Annotated in this window: 17 protein-coding genes and 1 riboswitch; of the genes, 10 read left to right on the top strand and 7 right to left on the bottom strand. The window is 55.9% G+C overall.

The features are described from left to right. The first annotated feature begins 242 nt into the window (after window positions 1–242). A riboswitch (cobalamin riboswitch) is annotated at window positions 243–452 on the top strand. 230 nt (window positions 453–682) lie between these two features. From GOW92_RS24480 to GOW92_RS24470, 3 genes are read left to right on the top strand one after another with little or no spacing between them, the layout of a single operon-like run. Beyond that, the gene (locus tag GOW92_RS24480) at window positions 683–1,441 is read left to right on the top strand and encodes a metal ABC transporter ATP-binding protein (protein WP_170566427.1); all 759 of its coding nucleotides are present in this window, start codon (window positions 683–685) and stop codon (window positions 1,439–1,441) included. Further along, window positions 1,434–2,336, top strand: a complete 903-nt coding sequence (locus tag GOW92_RS24475; protein ID WP_217356591.1) for a metal ABC transporter permease — start codon at window positions 1,434–1,436, stop codon at window positions 2,334–2,336. The genes GOW92_RS24480 and GOW92_RS24475 overlap by 8 nt, the downstream gene beginning before the upstream one ends. After that, window positions 2,333–3,232, top strand: a complete 900-nt coding sequence (locus tag GOW92_RS24470) for a metal ABC transporter solute-binding protein, Zn/Mn family (protein ID WP_170566424.1) — start codon at window positions 2,333–2,335, stop codon at window positions 3,230–3,232. The genes GOW92_RS24475 and GOW92_RS24470 overlap by 4 nt, the downstream gene beginning before the upstream one ends. A gap of 81 nt (window positions 3,233–3,313) precedes the next feature. Here the strand turns inward: GOW92_RS24470 and GOW92_RS24465 are convergent, their stop codons facing one another. Together GOW92_RS24465 and GOW92_RS24460 are read right to left on the bottom strand one after the other, a co-directional pair. Next, window positions 3,314–3,556, bottom strand: coding sequence for a hypothetical protein (locus GOW92_RS24465; protein WP_170566421.1), 243 nt, complete (start codon window positions 3,554–3,556; stop codon window positions 3,314–3,316). A 186-nt stretch (window positions 3,557–3,742) separates the two neighbouring features. Next, the gene (locus GOW92_RS24460; protein ID WP_170566418.1) at window positions 3,743–4,654 is read right to left on the bottom strand and encodes a LysR family transcriptional regulator; all 912 of its coding nucleotides are present in this window, start codon (window positions 4,652–4,654) and stop codon (window positions 3,743–3,745) included. A 170-nt stretch (window positions 4,655–4,824) separates the two neighbouring features. Here GOW92_RS24460 and GOW92_RS24455 point away from each other — a divergent pair, with 170 nt between their 5' ends. From GOW92_RS24455 to GOW92_RS24430, 6 genes are all read left to right on the top strand, one after another. Then, a complete protein-coding gene (locus GOW92_RS24455; RefSeq protein WP_170566415.1) occupies window positions 4,825–5,841 on the top strand; it encodes a TRAP transporter substrate-binding protein in 1,017 nt (338 codons plus the stop codon). A 68-nt stretch (window positions 5,842–5,909) separates the two neighbouring features. Beyond that, complete coding sequence (locus tag GOW92_RS24450) at window positions 5,910–6,446, top strand: TRAP transporter small permease (RefSeq protein WP_170566412.1); 537 nt, start codon at window positions 5,910–5,912, stop codon at window positions 6,444–6,446. A gap of 17 nt (window positions 6,447–6,463) precedes the next feature. Then, window positions 6,464–7,804, top strand: coding sequence for a TRAP transporter large permease (locus GOW92_RS24445; RefSeq protein ID WP_170566409.1), 1,341 nt, complete (start codon window positions 6,464–6,466; stop codon window positions 7,802–7,804). A gap of 17 nt (window positions 7,805–7,821) precedes the next feature. After that, a complete protein-coding gene (locus GOW92_RS24440) occupies window positions 7,822–8,316 on the top strand; it encodes a universal stress protein (RefSeq protein WP_170566405.1) in 495 nt (164 codons plus the stop codon). 270 nt (window positions 8,317–8,586) lie between these two features. Further along, on the top strand, window positions 8,587–8,814 hold the full coding sequence (locus tag GOW92_RS24435) for a DUF1127 domain-containing protein (RefSeq protein ID WP_170566402.1): 228 nt from the start codon (window positions 8,587–8,589) through the stop codon (window positions 8,812–8,814). Window positions 8,815–8,865: 51 nt separating this feature from the next. Continuing rightward, window positions 8,866–9,069: a DUF1127 domain-containing protein gene (locus tag GOW92_RS24430; protein ID WP_170566399.1), complete on the top strand. Its 204-nt coding sequence runs from the start codon at window positions 8,866–8,868 to the stop codon at window positions 9,067–9,069. Between the two features lie 71 nt (window positions 9,070–9,140). Here the strand turns inward: GOW92_RS24430 and GOW92_RS24425 are convergent, their stop codons facing one another. The 5 genes from GOW92_RS24425 to GOW92_RS24405 are packed head-to-tail and all read right to left on the bottom strand — an operon-like array spanning window position 9,141 to window position 12,914. Continuing rightward, complete coding sequence (locus GOW92_RS24425; protein ID WP_170566397.1) at window positions 9,141–10,283, bottom strand: saccharopine dehydrogenase family protein; 1,143 nt, start codon at window positions 10,281–10,283, stop codon at window positions 9,141–9,143. 22 nt (window positions 10,284–10,305) lie between these two features. After that, window positions 10,306–10,554 carry a SemiSWEET family sugar transporter gene (locus tag GOW92_RS24420; RefSeq protein ID WP_109310859.1) on the bottom strand — a complete coding sequence of 83 codons (249 nt, stop codon included), beginning with the start codon at window positions 10,552–10,554 and terminating at the stop codon, window positions 10,306–10,308. Between the two features lie 12 nt (window positions 10,555–10,566). Next, complete coding sequence (locus tag GOW92_RS24415) at window positions 10,567–11,613, bottom strand: saccharopine dehydrogenase (protein ID WP_170566395.1); 1,047 nt, start codon at window positions 11,611–11,613, stop codon at window positions 10,567–10,569. Window positions 11,614–11,627: 14 nt separating this feature from the next. Next, entirely contained in the window at window positions 11,628–12,242 is a 615-nt protein-coding gene (locus tag GOW92_RS24410) for a glutathione S-transferase family protein (RefSeq protein WP_170566392.1), read from the bottom strand. Window positions 12,243–12,263: 21 nt separating this feature from the next. Continuing rightward, window positions 12,264–12,914, bottom strand: coding sequence for a histidine phosphatase family protein (locus GOW92_RS24405; protein ID WP_170566389.1), 651 nt, complete (start codon window positions 12,912–12,914; stop codon window positions 12,264–12,266). Window positions 12,915–13,103: 189 nt separating this feature from the next. Here GOW92_RS24405 and GOW92_RS24820 point away from each other — a divergent pair. Further along, a partial coding sequence (locus GOW92_RS24820) for a hypothetical protein (RefSeq protein ID WP_217356590.1) occupies window positions 13,104–13,338 on the top strand: 235 nt, incomplete at its 3' end.

Below are 13,338 nucleotides of genomic sequence, written 5' to 3'. Positions count from 1 at the left end.
GTAGGTTCAAATCCTACTCCCGCAACCAAATCGAATAAAACAATCAAATCAAAACATAAAATATGCCGGTGGGATTCTGACGCTTGACGCCATGAGAAACTATGTTTCCGACTGGTTTCCGTGAAACAAATACGGCCTGCTCATACCCATCGCGCCAAATGGCTGAATTTAATTGGCGACCGGTGGTTGGACCGAATTGCTGTAGTCACTGTATTCCCAGTCTTGTCGAATCAAACTGTTTCGTATTTTGTCGTCGCGATGGTTCCCGGCTGTGTTCAGCGGTTTGGGAGAAAAGGGAATACGGTGCGGTTCTTTAAAAAGCCAATTCCGTGACTGCCCCCGCAACTGTAGGCGGCGAGCGACCCGAGATCGTCCACTGGGCAATTGCCTGGGAAGGATCGGGATAGCGTTGACCCGCAAGTCAGGAGACCTGCCATCCGAATTTTTTTGAACCTGGGCGGGGTGTCCCAGAGGGAGATGACAATGTTTCACGCGGTTCGTACCGTGCACGACTTTGCACTCGCTTTGCCCCTGTCCGAACACAGGAGGCGTTGCCTTTGTCATTGCAAAAAGCTGACACCCAAAGGGGTAAATGTCTGACAGAATTTAGCGTTCCGGTGCTGGTCTTAGGTGCTCTGGCGCTATCGGCGCTCTTGTGGCTGGCAATTTACGCGGTGATTTGATGTCGGCAGTCTTACAAATCCGTGACCTGACCTTGGGCTACCGCGACCTGTCGTTGTTTCATCGCTTGTCTATGGATATCTCGGCGGGAACAACCTTGGCCGTGCTTGGAGCGAATGGGTCGGGCAAAAGCACATTTGTAAAAATGCTACTGGGCTTGATGGATCCGCTTTCGGGCACCCTGCATTGGCCGCAAGGTCGCCCTCGTGACATTGGGTATCTGGCGCAGATGACCGAATTCGATCGCCGTTTTCCCATTCGTGTCAGGGATCTTGCAGCGATGGGGGCCTGGCACGGGTTCGGCTATCGATCCGGTCTGAATGCGGCTGCGCGCGATCGGATGGCAGCCGCATTAGATGAGGCTGGAGTTTTAGATATCGCCGACAGACCGCTGCACATGCTGTCGGGTGGGCAGTTGCAGCGTGCGCTCTTCGCGCGGGTGATCATGCAGGACGCGCCGCTGATCCTATTGGATGAACCCTTTGCTGCAGTCGATCAAAGCACCGAGGCGCATTTGCTGTCGATTATCCGCCGGTGGCGTGATGAGGGGCGCGCGGTGGTGTTGGTGGTGCACGATCTTTCCTCGGTCCTGGACCATTGCAGCCATGCGCTGCTTTTGGGCGGTCAAGAGGCGACCCACGGAACGGTGAATGAAGTTTTGACGCCGGACCGGCTGGTCGCGCAAGGCTACCTCTCGGAAAGCCAGGCATCCTGGATGTTCCGTGGCCCCCAAACTACAGCGGAGCACGCTAATGTATGATCTGATCGCAGAAATGTGGAGCTTTGCTTTCATGCGCCGCGCGTTCGTGGCGACCACGGTCCTGTCGGCCTCGGTCGCGCCGGTGGGGGCGTTTCTTGTTTTGCGCCGATTGTCGTTGGCCGGAGAGGCCATGGCGCATGCGATCACCCCGGGCATCGTTATCGGCTTTGTCACGGCGGGCCTCTCGGTCATGTCGCTGCTGGTCGGAGGGCTGATCGCAGGTGTTGGCGTCGCTATTCTGACCGCATTTTTGGCGCGCCGGACGATTTTGCGAAGTGACGCAAGCCTTGCCTCGCTGTATCTGATCGCGTTGGCGGTGGGTATCTTTATCTTGTCTGCTGCCGGTTCTGCTGTTCCGCTAAAAAGCTTTCTGTTTGGGTCCATCCTGGGGATCGACGATGCGTCAATGATCCTTGTCGGAGGGGTGGCGACGGTAACCTTGCTGGCCTTTGCCATTCTGCTGCGCCCGCTGATTGTCAGTACCTGTGATCCGGTTTTCTTCGAAACTCAGACGCGCCGGCCGTGGTTGGTTGATCAGGGTTTCATGCTGCTGTTGGTTCTGAACCTGTTGGCGGCGTTCAAGACACTGGGAACATTGATGGCCGTTGGCCTGATGATCCTGCCTGCAACAGCGGCACGCTATTGGGCCAGTACGATTACAGGGCAACTGGTTCTGGGCTTTGTGTTTGCCCTGTCCAGCTGCTGGATCGGGCTGACCCTGTCCTATCTGTTCCCGGACACTCCGTCCGGCCCTGCGATCGTTTTGGTTGCGGGTGGGTTCTTCCTGATCTCGGCCATTTTTGGTCCGCTTGGTTTTGGCAGACGGTTGAGCAAGCCGTCTGTTTCTAAAGACATCCCCATTTCCCAAATTCAACAAGAAGAGAGAGCGCAATGACTCTTATGAAGTCCCTCTATACCGGCATCGCCTCTGTGTCGTTTGCCGTCGCGGCGTTGCCAGCCGTCGCAGCCGAAGACGACGTCAAGATCGCCGCCAGCTTTTCAATCCTCGGCGACATGGTCGAAGAGGTCGTGGGCGACCTGGCCACGGTTACGACAATCGTGGGCCCGGATGCAGATGCACATGTCTATCAGCCGTCGGTTGCAGACGCGAAGGCCGTTGCGCAAGCGGATATCATCTTTGTCAACGGTCTGGGGTTTGAGACGTGGTCAGATACCTTGATCGCTGAATCAGGCACAGAGGCCACCGTGCACATTGCCACTGACGGTATCACACCAGTGAAAGTTGACGGTGCAATTGACCCGCACGCGTGGAATTCACTTTCGAACGGCAAGATTTACGTGACCAATGTCGCTGATGTGATGAAAGAGGCGATGCCCGAGCACGCCGATGAGATCGAAGCCAACGCTACCGCCTATATTGCTCAGCTTGAGGCATTGGACGCCGAAACCAAGGTCAAGCTGGCAGACCTGCCCGCTAATCGCCGTACGGTGGTGACCGCGCATGATGCGTTTGGATATCTTGCAGACGCCTATGGCCTGACGTTCCTTGCACCGGTTGGCATCGACACCGAGGCAGAGCCATCGGCGAAGGATCTTGCTATCCTGATTGATCAATTGAAGGCGGAAGGTGCTGCGGCGCTGTTCGTTGAAAACATCACCAGCCCTACTTTGGTCCAGCAAATTTCGGATGAAACGGGCATCGTGATTGGCGGTCGGCTGTTCTCGGACGCCTTGTCCGAACGAGGTGGACCGGCCACCAGCTATCTCGCGATGTTCCAGCACAACCTGAACACTCTGCTGAACGCTCTTGAGAACGTAACCGCAAGTTAACTATTCCAATGGCGCGAGGCGGTGCCTGAACCGCCGCCTCGTGCTGTGCTGCGACGATCGGGCTATTTGGGCAGCCGTCGTTTAGTCGGGCCTCCAGCCATCTTCGTATTCTCCCAGAGTTCGGGACAGACCCAAAAGCGCGGCGAACAGTCTTGCGTAAACGTCCCGGGACATCATGGATTTGTTGTCATCCAACACCTGTAGAAGATCAACAACGCCAGTTGCAAAAGCATTGTAGACCAGCTGATCCGCAGGCGTTGGGTCCAGTGTCCATATGTCGTGCGCGTCATAGTACCCAACGGGTTGGGGGTCGTCGTCTATCATGTGTCCGCCTCATTTTGATGCCGCACATGTAAGTGAGAGGAAGGCAAACGCTAGTGATGTGGCGGAAAGTCACAAGTTTTTGGCGGTACCAAAAACGCCACCCCAACCTTGCGTTTCAGTGCTGATAGGAACTGAATAGGTGCGCCTCGACCACAACCGGCATGAATTGTGTTGGCCGAGAAGTTGTCAGGGTTTCGAATGTTCGCTCTGCAATACTTCCAGAAACAGTTTGGTCACTCGCGTCGGTTCAGGTTGCTTTCTGGTCACGGCTGCAAACCGGGTTCGGTATTGCGTTTCGCCCGGCAGCACCATTCGCATCTTTCCCTGATCTACAAAGTCCTGCGCAAGGTGGTCAGGTAAATAACCGATGTATCGCCCCGACAGAACAAGTATAGCCAGCGCCTGCTCGCTTTGAACTTTTGCTGACCGTCGAAAGCCCAACTGTTGACCAACAATAAGGTTCGGAGAGTTCACGCTGAGCCCAACATAATTGTATCTGAGCAAGTCGCTCGTCCTCAGTCGTCGGTCTGGTACATCGAATAGGGGGTGTTCCCGGCCGCAATACAGGAACATGTTCTCGCCATACAAGGGCGCGTAGTTGAGGCTTGTCGAAGGGCGATGCAGCGCGATAATTCCAATGTCAAGCTGGCCACTTATAACCATGGTTTCAATCACGTTCGGCGGCTCAAGGGATAACTCGATCTGCACTGACGGGGCGGCTTCGTTAAAACGATGAATGGCGCGGGCAAGGCGAGAATCTGGGTTTGACGCACATTGATCAAACAGCGAAACGCGGATTGTTCCCCCAAGTTGTTCCTTAATCTCGTTCACTTCGTTCCGAAATTGCGACACAGAAACAAGCAAGTGATCTGCCGCTTGCAGCACCTTGGCACCGTCTTCTGTCAGGGCAAATCCGGCAGGCCCACGGGTGCATAGTTTTAGGCCCAATCGCAATTCCAGATCGGTAATATGTTTGGAAATCGTAGATTTGCCGATGTTCAACTCAACTTCGGCAGCGGACAGGCCGCCGCTTTCGACAACCGTCTTGAAAACGCGCAGCAACCGGATGTCGCTGTCGCCGAGGCGTGAGGCAACCATATTCTTCCCAACTCGCAAGGTTTGATATATATGAAACCTATCGCGCAAAGAATGGCAACATAGAAACACAGTTCACCGGCTACTCTGGAAAAGCCGAGGTAGAATCGGACTGGCCATCTCTCCCCAGGTCAGCGCGCACCTCGAAACCTGATAAAACTGGGAGGACATCTATGTCATTCATCAAAAAGCTTGGCACCATGACTGCTGCCGTTTCGGTCGCGGCCCTGATGGTTGCGGGCGCAGCGGACGCGAAGAACTTCAAGATCGCCGTCGGCGACAGCGCGGGAAGTGCTCAAGAAGCCCTTGGATTGGCTTTCGTAAAGGCACTCGAAGAAAAGTCGGGTGGCGAGCACACAGCTACACTGTTCCTGAACGGTCAGCTGGGTTCCGAGCAGGACACCGTCAACGAGGCCGCAATCGGCACGCTGGACATGTCGCTGCTGGCGATCAACAACATCACGCCGTTCTCGCCTTCGGTTGGTGTATTCACTCTGCCTTATGTGATCCTGTCTCTGGAAGATGCTGAAAAGCTGACCCAAGGCCCGATCGGTCAGGAACTGGTGGAAAACACCATTCGTGACGCAGGCGTGCGCATCATCGGCTGGACCTACACGGGTTTCCGCCGTCTGACCAACTCGAAAAAGCCGGTTAGCTCGGTTGCTGACCTTCAGGATCTGATCATCCGCGTTCCCAAGAACGAGATCATGATCGAAACCTACAAGTCCTGGGGCATCAACCCGACGCCGATGGCTTGGTCGGAAACCTTCACCGGTCTGCAGACCAAAGTTGTCGACGGTCAGGACAACCCATACCTGACCATCAACGCAATGAAGTTCTACGAGGTCCAGGACCACGTAACCAACCTGCGTTACATCTTCTCGATCGAACCGCTGATCGTTTCGGAATCGGTATTCCAGGGTCTGTCGGAAGAAGATCAGAAGATCCTTCTGGAAGCCGGTCAGGAAGCAACTCTGGCATCGGCTCAGTTCTTGCGTGACTCTGAAGCTGCAATCAAGGAAGAGCTGACCGCTAAAGGCATGGAAATCATCGATCCTGAGAACGATGAGGCCGAGTTCATCGAACTGGCAACCGGTGCAGTATGGCCGCAGTTCTACGAGTCCATCGGTGGCGTCGAGAAACTGAATACAGTTCTCGAAGCCATCGGCCGCGACCCGGTCCAGCAATAATCGCCGCAGAGCGATAAGGGAAAGAGCGCTTCGGCGCTCTTTTCACATACAGGGAGTTGTGAAGCGCGATGTTCTGGAAAATATTCAATAATATAGAGAGTATCATTTGCCGCATATTACTTTCGGGTTTCGTCTGTCTGCTATTCGCACAGATCGTCGCCCGCGAAGTATTCGGGTTTTCGATCAGCTGGATCGAGGAACTGTCGGTCTACATGTTTGTCTGGTTCGTCTATTTCGGTGCCAGCTATGCGGCCCTGAAAGGCGCCCATAACCGGGTGACCTTCCAGTTCAAGTTTCTACCCAGCCGCTACATCAAGTATATCGAGGCCTTTGCCGATCTCTTCTGGCTCTTTTTCAACGTCTACTTCCTGTATCTGGCCACAGACTTTGTCTTCAACAAGATGAACAAGTTCTGGAAGTCCCAGACCCTGGGCATCGAGATGAAGTATATCTACATGGTGCTGCCTCTGGCCTTTGCGTTGATGACCTTCCGCATCATTCAGGTGAACTATCGCCGCCTGATCAAAGGCGAAGACATCCATGATCCTGACCAGATCGACCTTGATGAAATCAAAGCTGCCACCGAAGCAGCCAAGCGCGACTGAGGCAGGGAGGAATAACAATGGAATCCGAAATCGTCACAATCCTATTTGGATCGTTTCTTCTACTGCTGCTCATTGGCGCACCGATCACGGTTGCTCTGGGTGTGGCATCACTGTTCTCGTTCCTTTACCTGGGCGAGAACCCGATCAAGTTTGTGCAGATTGCCTTTACTTCGGTGGGTGCGTTCCCACTGATGGCGCTGCCTGCATTTATTCTGGCGGGGGCTCTTATGGAGGCCGCCGGGATTTCAAAACGTCTAATCAATGTTGCTGAAAGTTTGGCTGGTCCATTCACCGGCGGTATTTCGGCTGCAACGGTTATGGCCTGTCTGTTCTTCGGCGCCATTTCGGGCTCGGGCCCGGCAACAACCGCGGCCGTGGGGATGCTGATGATCCCAGCAATGATCGACCGCGGCTATGAGCGCGGCTATGCCTCTGCGATTACCGCTTCTTCTGGCGGTCTCGGGATTATTATTCCTCCCTCCATCCCGATGGTGATCTTCGGCATTGCCGCGCTCGGTATGGCGCCGCCTGTTGAAGCGGTCGAGAAATTCGGGACCTTTCAGTCGGTTTCGATCTCGAAACTGTTCATCGCGGGTTTCGTTCCGGCCTTCCTGATCGCCACCAGCTTGCTGATCCTGAACTATTTCATGTCAAAAAAGCGTGGATACAAAGGTGTTGCCGAAGGCTGGTCGATGCGTCACGTGGCTTGCGAAATGTACCGTGGGTTCTGGTCGCTGATGGCTCCACTGGTGATCCTGGGCGGTATCTATACCGGTTTCTTCACCCCGACCGAGGCTGCGATTGTCGCGATCTTCTATACCCTGGTCGTTGGCGTCGTCATCTACCGTGAACTTACCTGGCAGTCGCTGTTCCAGTCGCTTGAAGCCACAACATGGCTGACGGGGCGTGTTCTGCTGATCCTGTTCACCGCAACCGTGTTCGGCCGCCTTCTGGTGGAAAACCAGATCCCTGCGATCATCGCGGACTCGATGCTCAGCTTTACCGACAACCTCTATGTGATTTGGGCGCTGATCATCTTCTTCCTGCTGTTCGTCGGAATGTTCATGGAGACGCTGGCCACGATCCTGATCCTGGTTCCGGTGATGCTGCCGGTGGCCTATTCGGTTGGCATCGACCCGATCCACTTTGGTGTGGTGATGGTCTGTACGCTGGGCATCGGTTTCCAGACACCGCCACTGGGTGAGAACCTGTTCATCGCATCGGGTATTTCGAATATCACGATCGAGCAGATCTCGCTGCGTGCCTTGCCCTTTGCAGCGGCCAATACCATCGCGATCTTTATCATTGCGTTCTTCCCTGAGCTGTCGCTATGGCTGCCCAGGCTGTTGGGCTACTGACCTGAAAGGATAATGTTATGAAACAAATGGTGACAAATATCCTGTTCGCGACCGACTTGTCTGAGAACTCGGGTCACGCCATGCGCAATGCTGCCAGCATTGCAATGGCAACAGGGGCAGAAATTCACGTCCTGCATGTGAACGAACCCCTGTCCGACGACGCGAAGATCACGATGGACATGTTCATCCTGAACGAAGAGACCCGCAAAACCGCCGCCCAGCGGCGCCATGAGATGGTGCGCAAGGTGTTGGCCGAGCGGCAAGCCAAGTTCTGGGCGCAGTTCGAAGGCGAAGACGCCAAGATCCGTGATCAGGTGACCTCGATCGAGGTCACCGACGGGCACCCGGCCGAAGTGATCCTGCGGCGCTCGGTCGAGATGGGGTGCGATCTGATCGTGCTTGGCGCACATGACCACGGCTTTTCGCACACTTTCCTTGGTACGGTGGCGAAACGTGTCTTGCGTCGGTCAAATATCCCAACACTGATCGTTCCGAACCCGGACGAGGGCTAGGAAATTCTCTGGGCCGCTGCATTCGTAGCGGCCCATGCTTTGCGCTGTACAGCGAACAAATCTGGTGATGCCAGAACACCGCCTGTTCCGCATCCAACGACCCTGTGTTCATCTTGGGCCAAAGCTTGCCAAGCTACAAACCTCCGCCTCAAACCACACCCAGAAAGTTTCGTTAACAGAGCTTAATGAAACGGTGTTCTCTCCTTAAGAACCGGTTCCTTTATTTGAGTTGTCACCAAAACCGCAATCCAAATTCAGGAGGAGAAGACCATGGAAGCGACACAGACCACTACCCCGAACCGCAACGTTTTTTCCACGCTGTTCGCGGACTATGCAGAAGCCCGAACCGAACACTTCCGCCGCAGGATTTTCGCCAAAACAGTCCACGACCTGGAGGCGCTAAACGATCGCCAACTGAGCGACATCGGCGTCCCTCGGGCTGAAATCAAGCAACGCGCCTATCAAAGCGTTTATCACGGCGCACCCTATCGGCAGTAGCGACGGGCCAGCCCAAAACACGCTCGCGTAACCAGTTATGAGGTAGACCCTATGTTTGATGTCATCCCACCCAGCAAGCAATTGCCCCCCACGAATAGTGCCCTGCTGTTGTTCGACCGCGCTATGCGCATACGTGCGATCAGTTCCGAAATCGTTCGGGCTGCACAGTATCTGAACAGCTTTTCCGATCAGGAATTGTCAGAGCTGGGCATAAATCGCAGCGATATTGACGACACGATTCAGCGCTACATCTGAAAAGCTGGCGAAAGCCGGGCGATTGAGAAAAAGAGAAACAAAGCCACTCTGACGTGCCAGAGTGGCTTTTCTTACGCGAGGTGATCCACAACCTGCAAATGCTGGGCCAGCTTGTCGATCTCGGCCATCCAGCCTTGCACCAGTTTTGGGTCGCTAGGTGCCGCATGGACACCGACGGCGATCGCACGGTTCAGGACCGCTTCGACCGCCAGCGAGACAGGGATAGACACCAGGCGCGCCATTGCCGTGCCACGCGCGTCGCCCCAGGCATCCATGACATAGGTTTTGTGCCAGACGGGTACTCCGTCTTTATCGGCCTTCAGCCCTACGCACAGAACCACGCGGTCCGGTTCGCCCTCGTCATAGGCGTTTTCGTCCCAGAACTGGTCAGACATTTCTTTCAGGCGCGCGTCGCCCTCGGGTCCGGACAGGGTTTCGATCTCGCTGAACACGTCCGACCACGCATCAGCCCAGCCATTCAGGCGCAGGGTCCCGCGGACGAATTCCTTAACGGTCCAGTGATCCTCGAACTGATATTCTTCCATGAACGGTAGCGAGTCGCGGTTCGGATAAACTTCAAAGCTTTCCGGCGTCGGCAGGGGTGCAACATAGCTGCTGATTGCATCCCAGGGGCGGGCGACATCCAGCGGAGCATAGTCGCGGATCGACTTGGACGGCGAACGCAACGCCTTGAGCACACCCAGCGGGGACCAGCTGAACTTGTACCGGAACGGGTTGGGGTTTTTTGGAATGCCGCCGCAATACGAGATGAAACTCAGGTGGTTGTTCGCATCAAACGCGTCCGATGCGCGATAGTCAGCGATCAGGGCATGTGCCATCAGGTGGTCGATGCCCGGGTCCAGCCCAACTTCGTTGACCAGTGCCACACCGGCCGCGCGCGCCTTGTCGTCCAGCGCGCGCATCTCGGGTGCGATGTAAGAGGATGAGACAAAATTGGCCTCCTTCGAGATGGCCAGTTCCGCCAGTGGCACGTGCCAATCGCCCGGCAGCATTGAGACGATCACGTCGCCTTTTTCCAGCACCGCGCCCAGTGCGTCGATGTCAAAGGCACGAATGTCGTCGGTCAGGTCTCCGACCTCGGCCTTGGCTTTTTCGATAGTCCGGTTCCAGACGGTGACTTTATGACCGCCCTCAATCAGGCGGCGCAGACCCGGGATGGCCGAAAGGCCGGTACCACACCAATGGATGGTCATTCGTAAGCTCCTTTTTGGCTGGTTAGCCGAATTTCAATTTTGCGATCACGATCGCTCCGACAAGAAGGATCGATATCACATTGCCTAGGATCAAGGGCCATGCGGCGATCATTAATCCGTAGGCCAACCACAACGTCAGTGTCGACAGGATCAGCAGATTTGCGGGCAGGGACAGGTCTTTGGTTTCGCGGCTGCGCCAGGTTTTCAGGGTCTGGGGAAGCCAGCAGATCGTGCCAAGAACCGCTGCTGCACCGCCGATCAAGTGTTCCATGCGTGCACCGGCTCAGACATGTTTGCGAAACTCGTCCTGCGCCCGACCCCAAACACCGCTTTCGATCTCTTTCAGCGTCAGCAGAGTCGGCAGCAGTTGCGCGCCATAGTCTTCCGAGCTTTCGACTGGCAACATCGAGGGCAGATTGTCGATTGCCATGACATCCATCACCGGATCCGTCGCGACGCGCAAGACGGGGGCGTCCCACGTGGTGGCGCGGTCGTAAACGGGTACCGGGTTGTAATCGCTGTCCGGGTCGCAGGCGACATCACCAATGGCGGTGAGGTTGCGCGGGCTGGTCAGCGCCTCTCGCGGAACAAAGATCGGGGTGCCCGGGCGGGCAAAAATGCAGTTCAGAAACAGGTCATGCTGCAGAATTTCGGGGAAAGGCCCGCCGTTGGCGGTTTCGGCCATGTCCCATTTAGTAACGCTGACACCCATGGCCTCACATAGATCGCCAGCGCCTTTGCCCACCCGTCCCAACGCGCCGATCACAATGGCGCGGGGGCGTTTGGCACCTGTGGCGTTCAACTCTGCAAGTAATTCAGCATTCAGCGCGTCCTTGCCCGAATACACACCAACGGGCGGGCATTCCTCATTCCGTTGCTGCGCCGCCCATGCCTTCAGGGTAACCGCTGCGCCAGCATAACCAGCCCAGTAGCCAAATGCTGCGACACGACGGCCATTCTCGTCTACGAGATACTCCAAGTCATAGAGCGTACCGCCACCCGCTTTGAACCTGTCCAAAAGGGCACGGCCAGAATGCTGACCCTTATAGGCGTGGCCAAACATGATGTGGCGGTGGGGCAGGGGAGTGCCGTCCTCGGGCAACTCCTTGAGACCAAAGATGATGGCATCAAGGGGCGCATCGGGCCAGGAATTCTCAAGCGCGATCTCGCAGCCTGCGTCTTTGTATCCGTCAATCGGAATGGCGCGGGCATGGCTTTCCTCGACGGTTACCCGGATGCCTGCCGCAATCAGGGACGCCGCGCCTTCAGGGGTCAAACCAACCCGTTCTTCGTTCGGGCGCTGTTCTGCCCGGACCCAGAGATGTGTCATGCGTCGTCCTTTACTTAAAGCATCCCGGCGGCACGCACCGCCTGAACCGAGGCGCGCGCCTCCATCGCCTCGCGGAAAGCGAGGATCTTGGGAAAGGCCGACACGTCCACACCGTCGCCTTCCAGCCAACTGCAAACCACGTACAGATACGCATCGGCCAGTGAAACCGTATCGCCCAACACAAAGGGCCCGCGCAAACCGTTTGATACAATGTATTCACAGGACGCCGTCATTGTCTGCGCGACCTTGTCGGTCATGTCTTTCCAACTGGCCTTTTTGTCGGCCCAGCGAGCCCCTCGCAATTTGTGTGCGTGGTTCACATGCATGGTCGAAGCCAGATAATACATCACTTCGCGCATCCGGGCCGCCATGACCGGATCAGCGGGGACCAGACCTGCGTCCGGAGCAACCGCGGCAACGTATTCCAGCAATGCGCCGGTTTCAGTCAGAATACCGCCATCGACCGCCAGTGCGGGAACACGGCCTTTCGGATTGATTTGTTTGTACGCCGGTTTGGTCTGTTCCCCTTCGGCGAAATCCAGACGGACCGCTTCATATTCAAGGCCGGCTTCCTCCAATGCGATGGCAACGGCGATCGAGATGGTGCGGGGGGCAAAATAAAGCTGCATCAGAGTACCTCCGGAACTGGATTACAAATGCGTCTGCGCGAAGTGCCGGTCGGGCGCTTCCAGATGCGGGACTGCATTGAACAGTACCGGGCTCAACTGCGCACCGATCGGGTGCAGACGATGCATTGAGGTGTTCATTATGGCAAGCGCAACCCGTGCCATCGCCTGTATGTCCAGTCCCATCGCCTGCCGAACCACCATCGAAATCAACCCGCCCGATGTCACGACAATCGCTGGTCCGCCGTCGGTTCCGATATCACGCAAGGCGTCCGAGACACGTGTTTCGAATTCCTCAAAGGTTTCCGGGGTCTCTTCGATCTCACCTCTTGCCCAAGCGGCAAAAGTTCGCGGCAAGTGTTCGACGAACCCTTCACGGTCCGTTGGAATCGAAACGCCGTGCTGCTCTTCATATAGTTTGGCAATGTTGAAGTATTCGATCTCATTGAGGCGCGGATCGCGGGTGGGTTCTGGCAGTCCCATGCTGGCAGCGGTCTCCACGTGTCGCGACAGCGTTCCGCAAAAGACACGTGGGTAGAACGCCTGAGTGTTTTGCAAATGCGCACCTAACCAACGTGCCTGCTGATGGCCCAGCTCGCTGAGCTTGTCATAGTTTGCTTCGTCGCGTGCGGCGGTGTTGGCCTGCCCGTGACGCACCAGTGTGATATGTGCCATCGCGCGTCCCCTCTTGCGCGAAGTCTTAGGGCAGGTTCGGGGCCGGTGCCAGAGCCCTTTGGCAGAAAGCGGTCAAAAATCAGTTTGATGGCGATGCTGTTTCTATTCGCGTAGGAAAACTGACATGCGCCCATTGCACGCAGTGTTGCCTAACGGAAAAAAGTTTCCTATAGGATACAAGATCACTGCATGCGGCTGCATACACATATCTGCGGCACCTGTTGCCTCGGCTCGATTAAAACGCGATGGTTCAAGCCTGTTGACTTGCTGAACAGTCCTAGGAACCTTGGTGTCACATTGCGGCAGAATACAGCAAAGGTTGCGGTCAACGCGACGATATTTGACAAGGTCTCAGGAAAGGTCTCTGCCATGACCGAATTGAAACGCACGCCACTTTACGATCTTCATGTTGAGTTGGGAGGTA

The sequence above is a fragment of the Ruegeria atlantica genome (assembly GCF_013032505.1).
Taxonomy (GTDB): Bacteria; Pseudomonadota; Alphaproteobacteria; order Rhodobacterales; family Rhodobacteraceae; genus Ruegeria; species Ruegeria atlantica_F.
The sequence above is the reverse complement of the archived record's forward strand: the minus strand, read 5'-3'. Positions and strand labels throughout refer to the sequence as shown.